This is a genomic window from bacterium (genome assembly GCA_028820935.1).
Taxonomy (GTDB): Bacteria; Actinomycetota; Acidimicrobiia; order Spongiisociales; family Spongiisociaceae; genus Spongiisocius.
In genome coordinates, this window is record JAPPHZ010000026.1 from 1 (window position 1) to 18,973 (window position 18,973).

Annotated in this window: 19 protein-coding genes; 13 read left to right on the forward strand and 6 right to left on the reverse strand. The window is 67.7% G+C overall.

Going from position 1 to position 18,973, the window contains the following annotated elements:
* From OXM57_05395 to OXM57_05405, 3 genes are all read right to left on the reverse strand, one after another.
* Positions 1–776 (reverse strand): FAD-binding oxidoreductase (locus tag OXM57_05395; protein ID MDE0352104.1); only part of this gene is annotated, 776 nt, incomplete at its 3' end.
* Positions 777–950: 174 nt separating this feature from the next.
* Positions 951–2,285, reverse strand: a complete 1,335-nt coding sequence (locus OXM57_05400; GenBank protein ID MDE0352105.1) for an aminotransferase class III-fold pyridoxal phosphate-dependent enzyme — start codon at positions 2,283–2,285, stop codon at positions 951–953.
* Positions 2,282–4,696 (reverse strand): FAD-dependent oxidoreductase, encoded by a 2,415-nt coding sequence (locus tag OXM57_05405; protein ID MDE0352106.1) that lies wholly within the window; start codon positions 4,694–4,696, stop codon positions 2,282–2,284. The genes OXM57_05400 and OXM57_05405 overlap by 4 nt, the downstream gene beginning before the upstream one ends.
* On the opposite strand from OXM57_05405, the gene OXM57_05410 reads away from it, so the two are divergent.
* The 11 genes from OXM57_05410 to pabB all read left to right on the forward strand — a co-directional run bounded on the left by OXM57_05410 (position 4,695) and on the right by pabB (position 15,982).
* On the forward strand, positions 4,695–4,817 hold the full coding sequence (locus OXM57_05410) for a hypothetical protein (protein MDE0352107.1): 123 nt from the start codon (positions 4,695–4,697) through the stop codon (positions 4,815–4,817). The two genes, OXM57_05405 and OXM57_05410, sit on opposite strands and share 2 nt — an antisense overlap.
* A gap of 35 nt (positions 4,818–4,852) precedes the next feature.
* The gene (locus OXM57_05415; protein ID MDE0352108.1) at positions 4,853–5,764 is read left to right on the forward strand and encodes a MurR/RpiR family transcriptional regulator; all 912 of its coding nucleotides are present in this window, start codon (positions 4,853–4,855) and stop codon (positions 5,762–5,764) included.
* On the forward strand, positions 5,751–6,851 hold the full coding sequence (locus OXM57_05420) for an aromatic ring-hydroxylating dioxygenase subunit alpha (GenBank protein ID MDE0352109.1): 1,101 nt from the start codon (positions 5,751–5,753) through the stop codon (positions 6,849–6,851). Before OXM57_05415 ends, OXM57_05420 begins: the two co-directional genes overlap by 14 nt.
* Positions 6,852–7,020: 169 nt before the next feature.
* Positions 7,021–7,722: a B12-binding domain-containing protein gene (locus tag OXM57_05425; protein ID MDE0352110.1), complete on the forward strand. Its 702-nt coding sequence runs from the start codon at positions 7,021–7,023 to the stop codon at positions 7,720–7,722.
* Positions 7,723–7,726: 4 nt separating this feature from the next.
* Entirely contained in the window at positions 7,727–8,392 is a 666-nt protein-coding gene (locus OXM57_05430) for a DUF1638 domain-containing protein (GenBank protein MDE0352111.1), read from the forward strand.
* A gap of 28 nt (positions 8,393–8,420) precedes the next feature.
* Positions 8,421–8,780 (forward strand): virulence factor, encoded by a 360-nt coding sequence (locus OXM57_05435; GenBank protein ID MDE0352112.1) that lies wholly within the window; start codon positions 8,421–8,423, stop codon positions 8,778–8,780.
* The gene (locus OXM57_05440) at positions 8,777–9,685 is read left to right on the forward strand and encodes a dihydropteroate synthase (GenBank protein MDE0352113.1); all 909 of its coding nucleotides are present in this window, start codon (positions 8,777–8,779) and stop codon (positions 9,683–9,685) included. The genes OXM57_05435 and OXM57_05440 overlap by 4 nt, the downstream gene beginning before the upstream one ends.
* A gap of 9 nt (positions 9,686–9,694) precedes the next feature.
* Complete coding sequence (locus OXM57_05445; GenBank protein MDE0352114.1) at positions 9,695–11,764, forward strand: ASKHA domain-containing protein; 2,070 nt, start codon at positions 9,695–9,697, stop codon at positions 11,762–11,764.
* On the forward strand, positions 11,761–13,299 hold the full coding sequence (locus OXM57_05450) for a trimethylamine methyltransferase family protein (GenBank protein MDE0352115.1): 1,539 nt from the start codon (positions 11,761–11,763) through the stop codon (positions 13,297–13,299). The genes OXM57_05445 and OXM57_05450 overlap by 4 nt, the downstream gene beginning before the upstream one ends.
* A gap of 1 nt (position 13,300) precedes the next feature.
* On the forward strand, positions 13,301–14,152 hold the full coding sequence (locus OXM57_05455; GenBank protein MDE0352116.1) for a methylenetetrahydrofolate reductase: 852 nt from the start codon (positions 13,301–13,303) through the stop codon (positions 14,150–14,152).
* Between the two features lie 42 nt (positions 14,153–14,194).
* Positions 14,195–15,982: an aminodeoxychorismate synthase component I gene (gene pabB / locus OXM57_05460; protein ID MDE0352117.1), complete on the forward strand. Its 1,788-nt coding sequence runs from the start codon at positions 14,195–14,197 to the stop codon at positions 15,980–15,982.
* A gap of 9 nt (positions 15,983–15,991) precedes the next feature.
* On the opposite strand, the gene OXM57_05465 is transcribed toward pabB, so the two are convergent.
* Positions 15,992–16,687, reverse strand: a complete 696-nt coding sequence (locus OXM57_05465) for a hypothetical protein (protein MDE0352118.1) — start codon at positions 16,685–16,687, stop codon at positions 15,992–15,994.
* 102 nt (positions 16,688–16,789) lie between these two features.
* On the opposite strand from OXM57_05465, the gene OXM57_05470 reads away from it, so the two are divergent.
* Both OXM57_05470 and OXM57_05475 read left to right on the forward strand, forming a co-directional pair.
* Positions 16,790–17,287 (forward strand): YbhB/YbcL family Raf kinase inhibitor-like protein, encoded by a 498-nt coding sequence (locus OXM57_05470; GenBank protein ID MDE0352119.1) that lies wholly within the window; start codon positions 16,790–16,792, stop codon positions 17,285–17,287.
* A 51-nt stretch (positions 17,288–17,338) separates the two neighbouring features.
* Positions 17,339–18,256: a permease gene (locus OXM57_05475; GenBank protein ID MDE0352120.1), complete on the forward strand. Its 918-nt coding sequence runs from the start codon at positions 17,339–17,341 to the stop codon at positions 18,254–18,256.
* Between the two features lie 42 nt (positions 18,257–18,298).
* Here the strand turns inward: OXM57_05475 and OXM57_05480 are convergent, their stop codons facing one another.
* Positions 18,299–18,712: a type II toxin-antitoxin system VapC family toxin gene (locus OXM57_05480; protein MDE0352121.1), complete on the reverse strand. Its 414-nt coding sequence runs from the start codon at positions 18,710–18,712 to the stop codon at positions 18,299–18,301.
* Positions 18,705–18,959: a type II toxin-antitoxin system prevent-host-death family antitoxin gene (locus OXM57_05485; GenBank protein ID MDE0352122.1), complete on the reverse strand. Its 255-nt coding sequence runs from the start codon at positions 18,957–18,959 to the stop codon at positions 18,705–18,707. Before OXM57_05485 ends, OXM57_05480 begins: the two co-directional genes overlap by 8 nt.
* Between the last annotated feature and the right edge of the window lie 14 nt (positions 18,960–18,973).

Consider the following 18,973-nt stretch of genomic DNA (forward strand, 5'->3'; position numbering starts at 1 on the left):
GTCTGGCGCTCGTAGCAGAACGTGTCCATGTCCCGGACGATCGGGTAGCCGATCTCGCTGTTCGTGGCCGACAGGATCTCGAGCGGGCCGACGTCGATCATCTGGTGGACGGCGGGAGTCAGGGGGATGGAGGCGCCCGCCATCCGTGCCAGGCGGGGAGACCAGACGCCACACGCGATCACCACGTACTCGCAGGCGATCCTTCCCTTGTTGGTGACCACCGCGCTGATCCGGCCCCGATCCGTCTCGATGTCCAGGACCTCGGTCACGGGATGTACCGACAGGGCGCCCAGTTGCTGGGCGTACTCCCGCATGAGGGTTCCTGCCCGCAACGAGTCCACCACGGACACGGAGGGCGAGAACCAGCCACCCAGGACCACGTCGACGTCGATGAAAGGTACGAGCTCCTCGATCTCCTCCCGGGTCACCAGCCGGCTGTCGATGTCCCAGGACTTGGCCGAGGTCATGCGGCGGTTCAGTTCGTGCAAGCGGGCTTCCGTCCTGGCGACCTCCAGACCTCCCGAGGTGACACTCACACCCATCTCCTCGTACTGTTCCTGGCTGTCGAGGGTGAGGTGGGCCATCTCCTTGTTGTGGTCCACCGGGTAGATGAAGTTGGAGGCATGGCCGGTGGAACCTCCCGGGTTGGGGAGGGGGCCCTTGTCGAGCTGGACGATATCGCGCCAGCCGAGCGCGGCGAGGTGCTTGACCACGGAGTTCCCGACGATTCCGGCGCCGATCACTACCACCTGGGCACTGGACGGGAAGTCGCTCATTTCGTGCCTCCTCTGCCTTCCCCGGCCCTTCCGGTTCCACGATGCGGAACCTTCTTACGATACGGAACGATTCTATCTATCCGGCGCGGGCTTTGCTCATCCGATCAGGAGGGTGAGCAGCGGTCGGGACCGCACCCGGAGGCGGCCCGGGACGGGAGGCTTCGCACTCGGGAGTCATCCGGAGCTCCCGGTTCCCGGCACGGCCCTGCCTTGGCCGGCAGCCGGTTCACGGCAGGCGCGGTCCAGGGCCTGGGCGGTCGTCTCGAAGTGGTCATCCGAGTGGGCCGGGCTGACGAAGCGTCGCAGTCCGGGTATCACGTTGATCCCGTTGGCGAGCAGCGCCCGGTCGAGTCGGAGGTTGGCGGCCTGGTCGGAGGCCAGCAGGTCGGCGTAGCGTTCCGGTTGTCGGTCGATGTGGAGGATCTGCCAGAGGGAGCCGGCTGTCGCCACCAGGGCCGGGCGGCCGTGTTCGGCGAGCACCTGGGTCAGCCGGCTTGACAGGCGCCGGGTCCGATCCGCCAGGTCTTCGTAGAAGCCCGGTCGGCGGAGTACTTCGAGGGTGGCCAGCCCGGCCGCCGCCGCCAGGGGATTGCCGTGGAAGGTCCCCGACGTGTACACGTAGCGAGGAGTCCCCTTGAGGCGGGGGTTGGTCCGGTCAACCACGTCCGCCCGGCCGGCAACGCATGACAGCGTCCCGCCTCCTCCGATGATCTTGCCGAAAGCCGCCAGGTCGGGCGTCACGCCGAAGTAGCCCTGCGCGCCGCCGTAGGACAGGCGGAAGCCGGTTACCACCTCGTCGAAGATCAGCAGCAGCCCGTGGCGGTCACAGAAGCTCCGCAGCCCTTCGAGAAACCCGGGCAGGGGCCGGATGATGCGCTGGACCGGCTCGGCGATGATCCCCGCGACCCGGTCCGCTACCGGGGTGACCAGCCGATCGAGAGCCTCCAGGTCGTTGTACGGGACCACCATCACGGTATCCCTTACCGCACCCGGGGTTCCGGCGGTGAACGGTTTGCCGGTCGGGTAGTCGGCCGCGGTCGGGGCGGCGACCGCGATACCCGCGTAGTCGTGGTTGCCGTGGAACCCGCCCTCGAATTTGACGATCAGGTCGCGGCCGGTGACAGCCCTGGCCATCCGCAGCGAGTAGGCCGTGGCCTCCGAGCCGGTGGTGGCGAAGACTATGCGCTCGGCGCACGGAATCGCGTCCACCAGTTGAGCGGCCAGTTCGATCGCCACGTCGGTCAGGGCTCCGTACTGGTGCATGGTCCGACCGGCCTGGCTGACGACGGCATCCACCACGGCAGGATGCTGGTGCCCCAGGATGAGCGCCCCCGCGCCCATCACGTAGTCCAGGTAGCGGTTGCCGTCCGTGTCGGTTATGTGGGCGCCCGACGCGGACGCCACGGTGAAACGAGGCCCCACCACGTTCGCATTGGCACCCAGCGCTCCGCCGGGCAGGAGCGCCTCGGCGCGGGCCGGGTCGGTCGCGGGTCGGTCCCGGGGATTCATCGGCGAGGCCTGACCGCGTCCGGATCCCAGACAGGACCGGGCAGGACGCTCGCCGGAGTCGGGGTGCCCAGCACCAGCACCTCGAGGTCGGTTCCCGGAACGTCGAGCCCGGGATCCACGTACGCCCAGGCCAGGCTGCGGCCCGTGGTGTGTCCGTAGCCGGTGGTGGTCACCACCCCGACCCTCCGGTTCCTCATGAAGACGCCCTCCCCGCCGAGCGGATCCGCATCCGTTACGTCCACGTCCAGCAAAGCTAGCTTCCATCGCGGGCTGCGTATGTTGGCGGCCAAGGCCTCATGACCGACGTAGCCCCGCTTGGCGGGATCGACGAACCTCATCAGCCCGGCCTCGTAGGCGGTCACCTCCTGGGTCATGTCGCCCGAGACCCGGTAGGCCTTCTCCATGCGCATGGAGTTGAGGGCCAGGGATCCGAACGCCCCCAAGCCGTGGCCCGCGCCTGACCGGGTCACCGCGTCGAACGCGACCGGCAGGTCCTCCATCGCCACATGGAGTTCCCATCCGAGTTCCCCTGTGAAGGACAACCGGAGCGCGAGGGCCCGTGCCCCGGCGATCTCCATGGAGCGCGCCGACAGCCACCCCCCGCCGGCGTTGGAAAGGTCGGCATTGGTGAGCGGTTGCAGCACATCGCGACTGCGGGGTCCTGCCACTCCCAGCACGCCCAGTTCGCGGGAGCGGTTGGTGATGCGCACTCGTTCCGGTCCACGGGGTCCGAGCCCGCGTCCCCGCCTGCCGTCGAGAACGTGGGAGCCCATCCAGTCGAGGAACCGGAGTTCGCCGGCTGCGGCGCCCACCAGGTAGAAGCGATCATCGGCGAGGCGGGCAGCGGTGAACTCGGCCTCGACCATCCCGTGTTCGGTGAGCATGTACACCAGGCCGATCCGGCCCAGCTCAGGCAGGTGGCCTGGCGTGAGGCGGTCCAGGAATGCGGCCGAATCCGCGCCCGATACCTCGAACTTGGAGAAAGCAGTCAGGTCGGCCACTCCGGCCCGTTCCCTCACCGCCTTCACCTCCGCGGCAACCGGCCCGAACCAACGAGCCCTCCGGAAGGAGTGATGATGCCGGGCCGGGGATCCTTCGGGGGAGAACCACCGGGGCCGTTCCCACCCGAAGACCTCCTCGAACACGGCGCCCCGCCGAGCCATCCTGTCATGCACGGTGGAGGTCTGGTGCGGGCGTCCGGCGGGGCGGTCGAGGTCGGGAAACGGAACCTCGTGGCGCAGCAGGTAGTCCTCGTGGGCTTTGGTCCGGTTGTAGGCCGGCGTGGCGAAGAGGCCGAACCGGGAGGGCTCGAAGGCGCGCAGGTTGATGGTGGGGGCGCCCCGCACCATCCAGGTGGCGAGTTGGCGGGTAGCGCCCGGACCCCACGAGATGCCGACCTGCACCCCGGTGCAGTACCAGTAGTTGGTGAGGCCCGGTGCGGGGCCGATCAGCATGTTGCCGTCGGGCGGATGGGTGATCGCTCCGTGGACCTCCTTCACGATCCCGGCGTCCGCCAGGACCGGTACCCGCTCGAAGGCGGCCTCGAGCCAGGGCGCCACCCGGTCGTAGTCGGGAGGGAACAGGTGATGGTCCGCCTCCCAGGGAGTGCCGTCCTCCCACACCGAGCGCGGATCCGCCTTCTCGTAGATACCGATGAGGCCGGCCCGCCTCTCCATCCTGATGTATCCCGACACGTGGGTGTCCTCGCGCAGGACCGGCAGTTCCTCGTCCAGGTCGGCGAAGGCCGGCACCTCCTCGGTCACGAAGTACTGGTGGGTCATGGGGATGACCGGCAGGTCTACGGCCGGCCCGGCCCAGGCCGCCACCTGGCGCGCGTACGTGCCGGCGGCGTTGACCACCTGGTCGCACACATACGATCCGACCTCGGTGTCCACCCTCCAGCGGCCGTCCGGCAGGGCCACCGTGCCGGTAACCCTGGTGTTACGCCTGATGGTGGCTCCTCTCTGCCGGGCTCCCTCTGCGAAAGCGAACACGGCGCCGGCGGGATCGACATGACCGTCATCCGGTGTATGGAGGGCCCCGAGCACGCCGTCGAGATTGCAGAAGGGATGGAGTTCGGCGATCCGTTCCGGGTCGATCAACTCCATGCGGTTTCCCACCCCACGGCCCACCGAGACCGTGTAGCGCAACCAGTCCAGTTCATCTTCCCGGACAGCGAGCCGCAGCGATCCGGGCTGGTGCCAGCTGACCGGCCGGCCGGTCTCCGCCTCCAGACCGGCGTACTTGCGGGTTCCGTACCCGGTCATCCATGCCAAGCCGTAACTGGAGGTCGAATGGGTGATCTGGCCGGCGGCGTGCCACGTGGATCCGGAGGCCAGTTCGCCCTTCTCGAGCAGCAGGCAGTCGTTCCAACCCTCGACGGCCAGGTGGTAGAGGAGCGATGTGCCCATGATCCCCCCTCCGATAATGATGGCCCGGGCGTCAGAGTTCACGCATGGCCCCGACGAGGAGCGGTCGCACCGGGACAGGTATGCGGGAGGGGGGAACACCGCGGGTGAGAACGTGCCGTGAGGCTCCGGTCTGGTACGCTTGTATGAGAGAAGATCATGAACCGTACAACTGTACCAGACACGGCCGCCGGGCTCGACCCGTTGCTCGAGCATATGAGCGCGGCGATCGGGGACATGGCTCCACAGGTCCGCAAGGCGACTGCCTTCGTGCTCGACCATCCCGACGAGGTCGGGTTTGCCACGGTGCGGGAGCTGGCGGAACTGGCCGAGGTGCATCCCAACACCCTGGTGCGCATGGCGCGCGTGGTGGGATTCGAGGGCTTCGACGACTTCCGCGAGCGTTTCCGCAACGAGTTGAGGAGCCGCAGCCCGTTTCACGCCCGGGCCATGTCGCTGCAGTTGATGTCGTCGGGCGAGAGGCTCCCGGCCCTGTATGGGGAGATAGCCGCGGTCACGCTACGGAACCTGGAGCGGATGTTCACCGGCACCTCTGCTGCGGAGATGCAGGCGATCGCCGACCACATCGTCAGTTCCCGGCGTACTTACGTCATCGGTGTGGGCGCCAACTACGCCCTGGCCCACAACTTCGCCTACCTGGCCGGGATGGCCCTGGACAACGTGGTGGCGGTTCCGGGTGGCGGGAACGTGCCGATGGACGGCATCGTCAAAGCGGGGCATGCAGACGTGGTGATCGCCATGACCTTCGCCCCCTACCGGGTGGAAGTGGTGGAGGCGACCGGCGCCGCCCGGCGGCAGGGCGCCCGGGTGGTTGCGATCACGGACAGCCACGGCTCTCCCATCGCGGTGGGCGCCGACCATCTGATCCTCGCTCCGAGCGACACACCGCAGTTCTTCCCCTCCACCCTGGCGGCGGCCGCCGCCCTCGAGACGCTGGTGTCGTTCATCGTGGCCGACGCCCCACCGGACGTGGTGGCGGCCGTAGACCTCATGCATCAACGCCGATACGATCTCGGTGTCTACTGGAAGCCGGACCGTGGGAACCACTGAGAGCTCCGCCTACACCCGACCCCAGCGGGTCATGGATCCGTCCGTGTACCTGGATGAGGACCTGTTCGACCGCGAGCAGCGCAGCCTGCTGTCGTCCACCTGGCAGTATGCCTGCCATAGGTCGGAGCTCGGCAGGCCGGGGAGCTACATCACGTTCGAGGTCGCCGGGGAGCCGCTCTTCACGGTCAGCGACCGCGAGGGGGCGATCCGCACCTTCTACAACGTCTGCATGCACCGCGGCCATCGCCTGGTACAGGGCAGCGGCGTCCGCCCGAAGCTGGTCTGCCCCTATCACGCGTGGACCTACCGCTTGGACGGGCGCCTCGACCATGCCCCCCACGCCGAAGGACGTCCCGGATTCGATCCGGATGGAATATGCCTGACCGAGGTTGCGACGGAGGACCTGTGGGGCTTCCTCTTCGTGAACCTGGACGGCGATGCGCCTCCCATGGAGGCCCTCTATCCCGGCGTTCGAGAGGCGATCCGCGAGTTCCTTCCCTCCATCGGACGGATGAGGCCGATCGAGCGCCGCTGGTTCACCGCCGAGTCGAACTGGAAGGTGGCGATCGAGAACTACAACGAGTGCTACCACTGCCGGACCGCGCATCCATCCTTCTCCAGGGGAGTGGTCCTCCCGAAGACCTACACGATCCGGCCTGTCGGACAATCCCTCCAGCACCGCGCCGAGAGTTCTCCCGAGCAGTATTACGAGATCGACCACGAGGCCTCGCCCCACGCCGCCGACTACCGCGCCTTCTACCTGTGGCCGCTCTTCTCCTTCCAGATCTACCCGGGCCCGGTTCTCAATACCTTCTGCTGGCGGCCCGAGTCGGTGGATCGGACTCCCTTCTTCCGCGAGTGGTTCAGCCTTGACGGCGAGGACTCACCAACCGTCCGGCAGGTGGCTGACGAGGACGCCCGCACGACGGTGGCGGAGGACCTGGCCCTGATGCGGTCGGTGCAGGGTGGTCTTTCGAGCCGGGGTTATCGCCCCGGACCGCTGGTCATCGATCCCGAGATGGGACTCAACAGCGAGCACACCGTGGCCGCGATCAAGGCCTGGTACATGGAGGCCATGGGTAGTTAGTTGTAAGTTTTTCGTCGAAGTGGCCGGTGGTACAGAAACCAGGACTATGTAGCTTGCCGACCTCGATTTTCGGGTATGCTGTTCCACGATGTAGGACTGTTCCGCATCATGGGACAAACACCTGTCGGCTCCCGTTGTCGGGGGAGGGGTTTTACCTGCTCTCATGGACATGTTCGACGAAGATCTCGACCTCCGCACGCTTCCCGACGACGAGCTCGTCGAGCAGATGCATGACGATCTCTATGACGGCCTCGCCGAGGAGATCTACGACGGAACCCGGATTCTCCTGGAGCGAGGCTGGTCCGCACCGGAGGTCCTGAACGATGCTCTGGTCGAGGGGATGCGCATCGTCGGTATCGACTTCCGGGACGGCATCCTGTTCGTCCCCGAGGTGTTGATGGCGGCCAACGCCATGAAGGCCGGGATGGCCGTGTTGAGGCCCCTCCTGGCGGAGACCGGCGCCGAGACGGTCGGGAAGGTGGTCATCGGGACGGTCAAAGGGGACATCCACGACATCGGCAAGAACCTGGTGGCCATGATGATGGAGGGCGCCGGGTTCGAGGTCATCGACCTGGGCATCAACACCGACGTGGATGAGTTCATCGACGCCATACTGGAGCACCAGCCCGACATCCTCGGCATGTCGGCCTTGCTCACCACCACCATGCCCTACATGAAGGTGGTGATCGACACCCTGTCCAACCGCGGCATGCGGGAGGACTACATCGTCATGGTGGGTGGCGCTCCCCTCAACGAGGAGTTCGGCCTGGCCGTGGGCGCCGACGCCTACTGCCGGGACGCCGCGGTGGCCGCCGAGACCGCCAAGGACCTGGTGGCAAGGAAGCGGATCCTCATGAGCGAGCAGGTCTGAATTGGTGGCCCGCCACCGGATCTCGAACGGGACCGGGCCGGGAGCGCGCGAACCGATCCGGCCGCCCCGGTTGCTGGTACTGGCCTGCGGGGCGCTCGCCTCGGAGATCCTCTACTCCATCAGGCTCAACGGCTGGGACCATGTGTCGCTCGCCTGCCTACCGGCCCGCCTCCACAACACGCCCGACCAGATCGTGCCGGAGTTGGAGGCCCGTCTGCGCTCGGATGCGGCTCGATACGACCGCGTGCTGATCGGATACGCCGACTGCGGAACCGGAGGCCATCTGGATGCGCTCCTGGAGAAGTGGGAGAACGTGGAGCGCCTCCCCGGCGCCCACTGCTACGAGTTCTATGCCACCTCGCCCGTGTTCCACGATCTTCACGCAGCGGAGTTGGGCACCTTCTACCTGACCGACTTCCTGACCAGGCACTTCGATCGCCTCGTGTGGCAGTTCCTGGGGCTCGACCGCTACCCGCAGCTTCGCGACATGTACTTCGGGAACTACCGCAAGCTGGTGTACCTGGCCCAGTTCGACCGTCCGGAACTGCGCACGAAGGCCGAGGAGGCCGCCCGCAGGCTGGGGCTCGAGTACCAGCACCAGCCGGTGGGATTGGGCGAGCTGGCAACGAGTCTGGAGACCTTCGTCTCCTGGCCCGCCGCTTTGTCATGATGGCGCATCGCGCCGGCCGGAGCCGGTCATGACCAGCCGCCGGGGTGTCTCCCGAAACCAGCGTTCCCGGTCCGAGCTGACCGTCATCTACTGGCGTGACATCCCGGCCCAGGTCACGGCCCGGTCAGGCCGGAACAAGATGGCGGTCGAGCTACCGCCCCGGTTCCAGAGGGCGATCGACCGGGCCGCGATGGTGGCCGGGAAGAAGACCTACGACCAGTACATCGAGGAGTGGCGCCGTACCTCGGAGCCCTGCGGGCAGGAGGTCGAGGCCGAGGCCAAAGCCGCCGCCGCCCGGATCGAGAGGGAATACACGAAGGACCGCGTCCGGCGCATCGCGTCCAACGGCGGCCTGGAGGAGACCCTGCCCGCCGGAGAGCCGGCATGATCCGTACCGTGGTCAGCTCAGCCACCCGCGAGGTGGTCATCGGCCCGGACCGGCCCTTCGTGGTGATCGGGGAGCGGATCAACCCCACCGGCCGCAAACTGCTGGCCGCCGAGATGAAGGTGGGGGACTACAGCCGGGTTGAGGCTGACGCCCTGGCGCAAGTGGCGGCCGGGGCCCACATGCTGGATGTCAACGCAGGTATTCCGCTCGCGGACGAGCCCGCCATCCTCGCCGAAGCGATCCAGCTGGTCCAGTCGCTGGTCGATGTCCCCATCTCCATCGATTCATCCATCGTGGAGGCGCTCGAAGCCGGTCTGTCCGTCTACGAGGGTAAGGCCCTGGTCAACTCGGTCACCGGAGAGGAGGAGCGTCTCGAGCGGGTCCTGCCCCTAGTGGCCGAGTACGGGGCGGCAGTGGTGGCCATCTCGAACGACGAGACCGGCATCTCCGAGGATCCGGAGGTGCGCTTCCAGGTGGCGGCCAAGATCGTGGACCGGGCCGCCCGTTTCGGGATCCCGCCCGAGGACGTGGTGGTGGATCCGCTCGTGATGCCGGTGGGCGCGCTCCGGTACGCGGGTAAGCAGGTGTTCGACATCCTGCATCGGCTCCGGGACGAGCTGGGGGTCAACTCCACCTGCGGGGCGTCCAACATCAGCTTCGGTCTGCCAAACCGGCACGGCATCAACAGCGCCTTCCTGACCATGGCCATCGCCAACGGCCTCACCTCGGCCATCACCAACCCCCTCGAGCCGGACATATCGCAGGCCGTAAAGGCGGCGGACGTGCTCATGGGAAACGACCGGGACTGCGCCAGGTGGATCCGGGCCTTCCGGCAACCCTCCGACGGAGGTCGCACCCGCGCCCGCCGGCGCAGCGGTCGGCGCCGTCCCGCCCCCACTCCATAGGTCCGATCCATGGCTGCCGGGACCGTACAGGTGGTGTTCACTCCCTCCGGAAGGCGGGGCAAGGTCGAGCCGGGTACCACGGTGCTGGATGCAGCCCGCGGTCTCGGGGTCGATGTGGACTCCGTGTGCGGCGGGCGCGGGCTGTGCGGGCGCTGCCAGGTGACTCTGGGCAGCTCCGCCGCCGAGGGCATAGACTCCGGCGGTCACCGGCTCTCCCTTCCCGAGGCCCAGGAACTGGGTTACCGGGGTCGCCGCCCGCTCCGCGCCGGTCACCGCCTGGCCTGCGCGGCCCGTCTCCAGGACGACGCGGTCATCGACGTCCCCCCCTACAGCCAGGTGCGCCGCCAGGTGGTGCGCAAGCGGGCGGAGGTGGTCGACATCCCGGTGGATCCGGTGGTGCGCCTTCACTATCTGGAGGTGGAGCCTCCCGACATGCACCGCCAGGCATCCGACCTATCCAGGGTGCTCGATGCGCTGGAGCGGCAGTGGGGTATCGCCGGGGTGGAGGTCGATCATCATGTGCTCCAGGTGCTGCAAGAGGTCCTGCGGGCCGGCCAATGGGCGGTGACGGTGGCCGTTCACGATGGGGACACCATCACGGGAGTGTGGCCCGGTTTCCATGACGGGCCGCTCGGAGTGGCGTTTGATGTCGGCTCCACGACGGTTGCCGGTCATCTGTGCGACCTCTCCACCGGCGCGGTGCTGGCCTCCTCGGGCGTGATGAACCCCCAGATCCGGTACGGCGAGGACCTGATGAGCCGCGTCTCCTACGTGATGATGAACGAGGGGGGCCAGGAAGTTCTCACCTCGGCGATCCGCTCGGCCCTCGATGAGATGGTCGGAGACCTGGTCGAGCAGGTGGGCAAGCCCCGGGACTCGGTGCTGGAGGTGGCGCTGGTAGGCAACCCGATCATGCATCACCTGGTCCTCGGCCTCAGCCCCTACCACCTGGGCGTGGCGCCGTTCGCCCTGGCCACCGACGGGGCGGTCCGCATCACCGCATCGACGATCGGTATGGAGGCCCATCCGGGCGCCAGGCTCTACGTGCTGCCGTGCGTGGCGGGCCATGTCGGAGCCGATGCGGCGGGAGCCATCCTGTCCGAGGGTCCCCACCGGAGCCGGGCGATCCAGCTGCTCGTGGATGTGGGTACCAATGCGGAGATCGTTCTGGGTAGCGCCGGTCGGTTGCTGGCGGCCTCCAGCCCGACCGGACCAGCCTTCGAAGGTGCCGAGATCAGCTCCGGCCAGCGGGCCGCGCCGGGCGCCATCGAACGGGTGCGGATCGATCGCAGGACGCTCGAGCCCCGCTTCATGGTGATCGGCGTGGACATGTGGTCGGACCAGGAGGGTTTCGAGGATGCGGTAGCAGAGACCGGCGTGATCGGCATCTGCGGATCGGGCATCATCGAGGCGGTGGCCGAGTTGGTGCTCACCGGGGTGGTGTCGACCGAAGGCCTCATCCAGGATGGCGGCCGCACCGGGCGGGTCGTAGCTGACGGACGGTCGGCGGCCTACCTGCTGTACGAGGGGCCGGAGGAGCGGGGTAGCTGCATAATGATCACCCAGAACGACGTAAGGGCCATCCAGTTGGCCAAAGCAGCCCTGCAGGCCGGTGTCCGGCTCCTGATGGACCGCTTGGAAGTGGACCGGGTGGACGAGATCAGGCTGGCCGGTGCCTTCGGCAGCCACATCGATCCCATTTACGCCATGGTGCTGGGGATGATCCCCGACTGCGATCCTGATCGGGTTTCAGCGGCGGGCAACGCGGCCGGAACCGGGGCGATGATGGCGTTGCTGAGCGGATCCGCCCGGGACGAGATCGAAGCTCTGGTGGGCGAGGTCGAGAAGATCGAGACGGCGGTGGCGGCCGGGTTTCAGCGGCACTTCGTGGAGGCCATGGGGATACCCCACGCCACCGTCGCATACGACCATCTCGCCCGTAAGGTGGACCTGTCAGGCATCGTGTCGTCCGGGCCGGCTTCCGGCGGCCGCCGTCGCAGGAGTCGCAGGAGAGCGAGCGGGGCCGCCGCCCGGCGGTCCGAAGCCTTGGTCGGATGGCGTGGAGAGGAGGAGGGATGAGCGCCCGCAGGAGAAGGAGAGGAGGCGGTAGGGAGGCGCGCCAGGCCATGCGAACCGCCCGGGTCATCGACCAGCAACCGTTCCTCACCCGCGCCGTGGGCCGCACCGAGGTGCTTTCCGAGGAGGGGATGGAGCTCATCGAGCACAATGCCGACACGCTCCTCGAGGAGGTCGGGATCGAGATCATGAACTTCCCCGAGGCCCTCTCGATCTACGCCGGAGCGGGCGCCGACGTGGAGGGTACGAGGGTCCGCTTCCCGCGGGGCATGTGCCGGGAGATCATCACCCGCTCCGCGCCCGCCTCGTTCGTCCAGCACGCCCGTAACCCGGACCGGTCGGTCACCATCGGGGATCCCCACATCGTGTTCGCTCCCGCGTACGGCTCCCCCTTCGTCCGGGATGCCGACGCCGGTCGTCGCTACGCCACCATCGAGGACTTCAGGAACTTCGCCAAGCTCGTCCACATGAGCCCGGCCCTCCATCACGGTGGCGGAACCCTCTGCGAGCCGGTCGACCTGCCGGTCAACAAGCGCCACTTCGACATGGTCTACTCCCACGTCGTGTGCCACGACAAGCCCTTCATGTCCTCGGTGACCAAGCCCGAGAGGGCCCAGGACTCGGTCGATATCTGCAAGATCGTCTTCGGGGAGGACTTCGTTCGCGACAACACAGTGCTGATGGGTCTGTGCAACGCCAACTCCCCCCTGACATGGGACTACGCCATGCTCGGGTCGGCCAAGGTCCTCGCGGAGAACAACCAGTGCGCTCTCATCACCCCGTTCATCATCGCCGGCGCGATGGCTCCGGTAACGGTGGCCGCGGCGGCGACCCAGACCCTGGCGGAGGCTCTGGCCGGCATAGCCTTCACCCAACTGGTCCGGCCCGGGGCACCCGTCATCTTCGGCTCCTTCGCCGCCTCCATGTCGATGCAGAGCGGGGCCCCCACCTTCGGAACCCCGGAGCCGGCCCTGGTGCTCTACGCGGTCGGCCAGCTCGCCTCGAGGCTCGGGGTTCCGTTCCGGTCTGGCGGCAACCTGACCGCCTCGAAGATCCCCGACGCCCAGGCCGCCTACGAGAGCGCCACGACCTTCCTGCCCGCGCTGGCTGCCGGCGTCAACTTCGTTCTCCACACGGCCGGGTGGCTCGAGGGCGGCCTGACCATGGGGTACGAGAAGTTCGTCCTCGACGCCGACCAGGCGTCGATGATGGCGCGCCTCGTGGGCGGGGTGGACCTGACCGAGAACGGCCAGGCGATGGAACCGCTCCTGACCAACGGTCCCGGCCAGCACCATCTCGGCACCGCCCACACGATGGCCAACTTCGAGGACGCCTTCTGGGTGTCGGACCAGTCCGATGTCGACAGCTTCGAGCAGTGGGAGCTGAACGGGTCGCTGGACTCGGTGAGCAGGGCCAACGCCGAGTGGAAACGCATGCTGGCGGAGTACGAGCAGCCGCCCCTGGATGAAGCCGTTCACGAGGAGTTGACCGAATGGATCGCAGCGCGCAAAGCCTCCTTCCCGGACTCGGACGTCTGAGATGACAGGTCCTTCCGGACTCGATCGCGCCGGGAGGGCGGCGGTGAGGCGCATCCTCGAACACCCTAAGTTCGAGGTTCTCCCTCTCAAGAACGTGCTCGATCAGGTGCGGTGGCTGCCGGAAGGCGCCCTGGTGTCCATAACCGCCTCTCCCACCAAGACGCTCGAGGACACGATGGACGTGGCCGCCGAACTCTGCCTGAGGGGCTTCCAGGTCGTACCTCACCTGTCGGCGCGCATGACCCACGACAAGATGCATCTCGCCGCCCTGCTGGGACGCATGGAGGAGTTGGAGATCTCCAGGGTGTTCGTGGTCGGTGGGGACGCTCCGCAGCGAGGGATCTTCCCCGACGCCTACTCCCTGCTCCTGGCCATGGACGACCTGGGCCACCACCTCACCGAGATCGGGGTGACCTCCTACCCCGAGGGACATGCGGTGATCCCGGACGACAAGCTGTGGCAGGCTCTTCACGACAAGCAGCCGTTCGCGGCCTACCTGACCACCCAGATGTGTTTCGATCCCGAGGCCATCGGTGACTTCGTCTCCGGTTGCCGGGCGGACGGCATCGCTCTCCCCGTCCGGATCGGGATCCCGGGGGTCGCCGACCGGCTGAAGCTCATCCAGATCTCGACCCGGATCGGGGTGGGCCAGTCCGTGCGTTTCCTCTCCAAGCACCGGGGTTTGGTGACCAAGTTCATCAAACCCGGTGGGTACGCACCGGACGACCTTCTCGAAGGGCTCGCTCCGCTGGCCGACGATCCCGCAGCTGCCATCGTGGGGGTGCACATCTACACCTTCAACCAGTGTGAGACCACCGAGCGCTGGCGGCAGGAGTACCTGGCCACCCTCTAGAGTATCCAGGTGGCCCCCGCCGCCAGCCAGAGGCTTCGACACGTGACCCCTCCGAAAGTTCCCGGCCCGCCGCCCGATCCTGCATTGGCGGGTGTGAGCGCCCGGTTCGACGACTTCCGTGGGGAGTTGGTCCCGCTCCGGCTGGTCGACCCGTACCGGGTCTGGGTCGCCCACAACCTCGACGATGTCCCGGAAGTGATTCGCCGGGCGGAGTCCGAGGTGCGGGCCGGCAGTTGGGTGGCCGGGTTCGTCTCCTACGAGGCCGCCCCCGCCTTCGATGGCCGGCTGGCGGTCCGGCCGCAGCCCTCCGGCCTGCCGCTGGCCTGGTTCGCGGGGTTCCGCGGCGCGGTGTCCGAGCCGACAGGACCGGGCGGCGAGTACCGGATCGGGCCGTGGCGACCCGAAATCTCGGACGCCCGCTACGGCCGCGACGTGGACACCATACGGGAGTTCATCAGGGTCGGCGACACCTACCAGACCAACTACACCTTCCGCCTGCGAGGACGGGTCGGCGGGGACCTCCGGTCGCTCTACACCGACCTGCTGGGCGCCCAGGGGGGCGGTTATCACGCATTCCTGGAGACCGGCCGCCACACACTGGTCTCCGCCTCCCCGGAGCTGTTCTTCCGCTGGGACGGCCGGCGTATCGAGAGCCGGCCCATGAAGGGCACCATGGCCCGGGGCCGCTGGGAACAGGAGGATTCCCGGTTCCGCGAGCGGTTGCTCTCCTCGGGCAAGGACCGGGCCGAGAACGTGATGATCGTGGACCTGCTGCGCAACGACCTGGGCCGGGTGGCCCGGTTCGGCAGCGTCCAGGTGGAGCGCCTGTTCGAGGTCGAGCGGCTGGAGACGGTCTGGCAGATGACCTCGACGGTGGTGGCCGAGACCCGACCCGAGGTGGGCCTGTTCGACATACTCACAGCCATGTTCCCGTGCGGATCGGTGACCGGAGCTCCGAAGGTCAGGACGATGGAGATCATCGAGTCCTTGGAAGCCTCCCCCCGGGGCGTCTACTGCGGCGCCATAGGGTTGCTGGCGCCGCCCGGATCGGGCCGGTCGAGGGCCGAGTTCTCGGTGGCCATCCGGACGCTCGTCGCGGACACGCGCAGCGGCGAGGCCGAGTACGGCGTGGGCGGGGGAGTGGTGTACGAGTCGACCGCGGCCCGGGAGTACGAGGAGGCGATGGTCAAGGCGCGGGTCCTGTCGCGTCGCAGGACGCCGGTGACCCTGCTCGAGACGATGCGGTGGGAGCCCGGCCGGGGAATCTGGTTGCGGGACCGCCATCTGAACCGGCTCCGCTCCTCTGCCCGCTACCTGGGTGTGACCCTCCGTGAGGTGGCGATCGCCGATCTCCTCGAAGGTCTGTCAGGCGACGAGCCGCTCCGGGTCCGCCTGCTGGTTTCGGAGGACGGGTCCGCTTCGATCGAGACGTCGCCCTTCGCTCCGGGCCCGCTGGTGGTGGGGTTGGCCGTCGATGATCACCCGATCGACCGGAGCGACCACCTGCGCTACCACAAGACGACCCGGCGGGAAGCCTACGAGCAGGCCGCGGCCCGGCACCCGGCCGCAGACGATGTGGTGCTCGTGAACGAGACGGGGGAGGTGGTCGAGACCACCATCGCCAATCTGGCGGTGCGAATGGGCGACGCATGGGTCACCCCGCCGATCGGCTCGGGCTGCCTGCCGGGCACCTACCGGGAGGAACTCATAGATCGCGGGACCCTGAGCGAGCGACCGGTATCGGTGGCCGACCTGATGGCGGCCGACGAGGTGGCCGTGGTCAACTCGGTTCGCGGATGGCGAACCGCGAAGATCGTTGAGGGTCTGTAATCGACCGATCTACGGCCAGCTACCGATCCAAAGACCGACCGGTGCCGCGATAGCGCCGAATACGAGCAGTACCGAACCCAGACACCCCGCCCGTGTCGATTGGGCGCCGCGCCGGGAGGACCTACTGGCGAGCCCGCGGCTCGGCGGTTCGATCGGGTTCTCGGACAGGTGCTCGCGTAGCACCTCGGCGGTCCTGCTCTCGAGCTCGAGGCGCTCGGCGACGACCTTCTCTGCCTGGGCGCGCAGGGCGTCCAACTCCTCGCGTTGCGCAGCATCGAGCCACCGCATCTCCACCTTGGCGATCTCGCTGAGAGCGGTGCCTGTGTCGAATAGGACCAGGGCCTCCGAGGCGACCTTCATGTGCCGCTCGGCGGCAGCCCGGAACCGCTTCCTCCTGCGCAGGGCCCCGTCGAGATGCAGTTGGGCGCCCCGGCGTAACTCCTGTGACAGCAGGGCCAATAGCAGCTCTGTTTCGGGGTCCTTCGCCAGCCCTAACAAGCCCTCGTAGTGGTCGGCCCGGGCCATCGACTGGATCCGCGCCGCCAGGTGCTCCGCCCTGGTGACAGCCTCCTGCCGCCGGGCCTTGACGAGGCGGCGGAGCCGCTCACGGTCTCCCTCCGCCGCCCGGCCGGCCCGGGCCAGGGCGGCGCGGAAGTCCATCCGCGCCAGTGCCTCTTCGATGGATCGCTCGTCCGGTGGTGGCATACCGGCGAAAGGGTACCGATTTCCCCGCCGGCCTGCCCCGAGGCCATGGCGGGCACCGGTGGGGTAGTCTCGACCGAGCGGCTCATCGGAAGGAGATACGACATGGCGTTGCAGATCACCTCCACCGACTTCGACGACGGCGACTATCTGGGACCGGATCACATCCTCGCGGAGGAGTACGGGTTCGGGTGCGCCGGAGGCAACCGGTCGCCGCAGCTCTCCTGGTCGGGAGCTCCGGAAGGAACCGCCAGCTACGCCCTCACCTGCTACGACCCGGATGCGCCGACCGGTTCGGGTTTCTGGCACTGGGTTGTGGTCAACATTCCTGCTGGCGTGACCGAACTGGCAGCGGGCGCAGGTGACGGGTCCGGAATCCCCGCCGGCGCCCTACAGACCCGGACCGATTTCGGCAAGCCCGGGTACGGCGGCCCGTGCCCTCCCGAGGGCGACCACCCCCATCGCTACCTCTTCACCGTCCACGCGGTGGGCGTGGAGGAGCTACCCGTCGATGCCGATACCATGCCGGCGGTGGTCGGGTTCATGTTGAACTTCAACACGCTCGAGAAGGCCGGCCTGATGGGGCTCTACAAGCGGCGCTAGGCGGCCGTCCCGGCAGATCCGGGTAGCAGAGAGGCGCACCATGGCGGCCTCGTGGCGGGGAGTCCCACCATCCACCCGCTGATCCGTGACGCCCTTGTTCTGTTCGCCGAGCTCTTCCTGCTGTTCGTGGGGGTCAGCTTCGGGCTGAACCTCCTGCGGCGCCGGGTCGGCGACGAGCGCTTCCGGACGCTCATGGGCGCCTCGCCGGTCGGGGCCGCCCTACGGGGGATCGGGGTCGGTTTCATCACCCCCTTCTGCACCTATTCGGCCATCCCGGTGCTGGTCTCCCTCCGGCGGGCCGGCGTGAGCCCGGCCGGATACGCGGCGTTCATCGTGGCGGCGCCGGTCCTCGACCCGATCCTGTTCGGAGCGCTGGTGATCATCGTGGGCCTGCCGGCCGCGATCATCTACCTGGTAGTGGTGTTCGCGGCGTCGATCGGTCTGGCGCTCCTGGCCGAACGGGTCGATCTCGACCGTTTCATGAAGCCCTTGACCCCGGTGGATGTGGATGGAGGTCCCGATCCGGACATCGAAACCGGCCCGTGGCGCGGGTTTAGGAGGGAGTGGCGTCCCGCCATGCTGTCGGCTCGGGCGTTGCTCCGCACCATGCTTCCCCTGCTGGCGCTGGGCGTCCTGATCGGCCTGGCGATCGCCGCCTTCCTGCCCGCCGAGACGGTGGCCCGCGTGCCGGTCCTGTCGGGGGATGCGGCCATCCCCGCCGCGGCGGCGGTCGGGACGGTCTTCTACATCAACACCGAGTTGTTCGTGCCGATCGCCGACGGTCTCAGGGCGGCGGGGATCGGCATCGGCGCGGTGGTGGCGCTCACCATCGCCGGTGCAGGGGCCAACGTCCCCGAATTCGTCATGCTGGCCCGGCTGACCAGCCGCAAGGTGCTGGCGGTGTTCGGAGGCTACGTCTTCGTGGTCGCCCTGGCCGCCGGCCTCCTGGTCGAGCTAACGGTCGCCTAGAGGTGTTGCAGCGCGAGACCCTGGCGAGGTAGTCGTCCTCAGTCAGATTTCGATGACATCCAATAGGTGCTCAAGGCCGACGAAATCTCCGATGTTCCTGGTGTACAGGGGTAGTTCCTCCGCGAGTGCGGTTGCGGCGATCAGTAGGTCGACCATTCGGGCGCCTCTGGCCTTCCTGCCACTTGCGGTCACGGCGGCGAAAACGCGACCGTAGGCGCGGGCGCAGGTTACGCCGAAGGGGACCGGGTTGAAGGCGGCTTCGGCTCGTTGGAGGTGTTCTTGGCGCCGAGCGCGCTCGTACGGATCCTGAGCGGCATGCGGGCCGGCGGCGAGTTCAGCGAGCGTGATGGCGCTGATGGCCACCTCAACCGGCAGCTTGGTCGGATCTACGGTGCCGACATCGATCAGAACTGAGGTATCCAGTAGACCTCTTGAAGGCTTGGTCGGCTCAGGCAAGAGGTGTCGGGTCTTGGTCGGCTATAGCATCGAGGTCAGCGCGCCATCTCTCGTAGTCGATGTCGGGTGCGGTACGGAAGAACCCCACCGCCTCGGCGGCAGGAATGAACCGGCGGCGGCTCAGGGGTGTGAGTTCTCCGATAGGCGTACCGTTGCTGGTAACGACAAAGCTCTTGCCTGCTCTCAACTCGCGCATGACCTTCCCGCTGTTGTTGCGTAGCTCTCGCTGGCTAATGTCTTGATCCATATTGGGACTGTAGC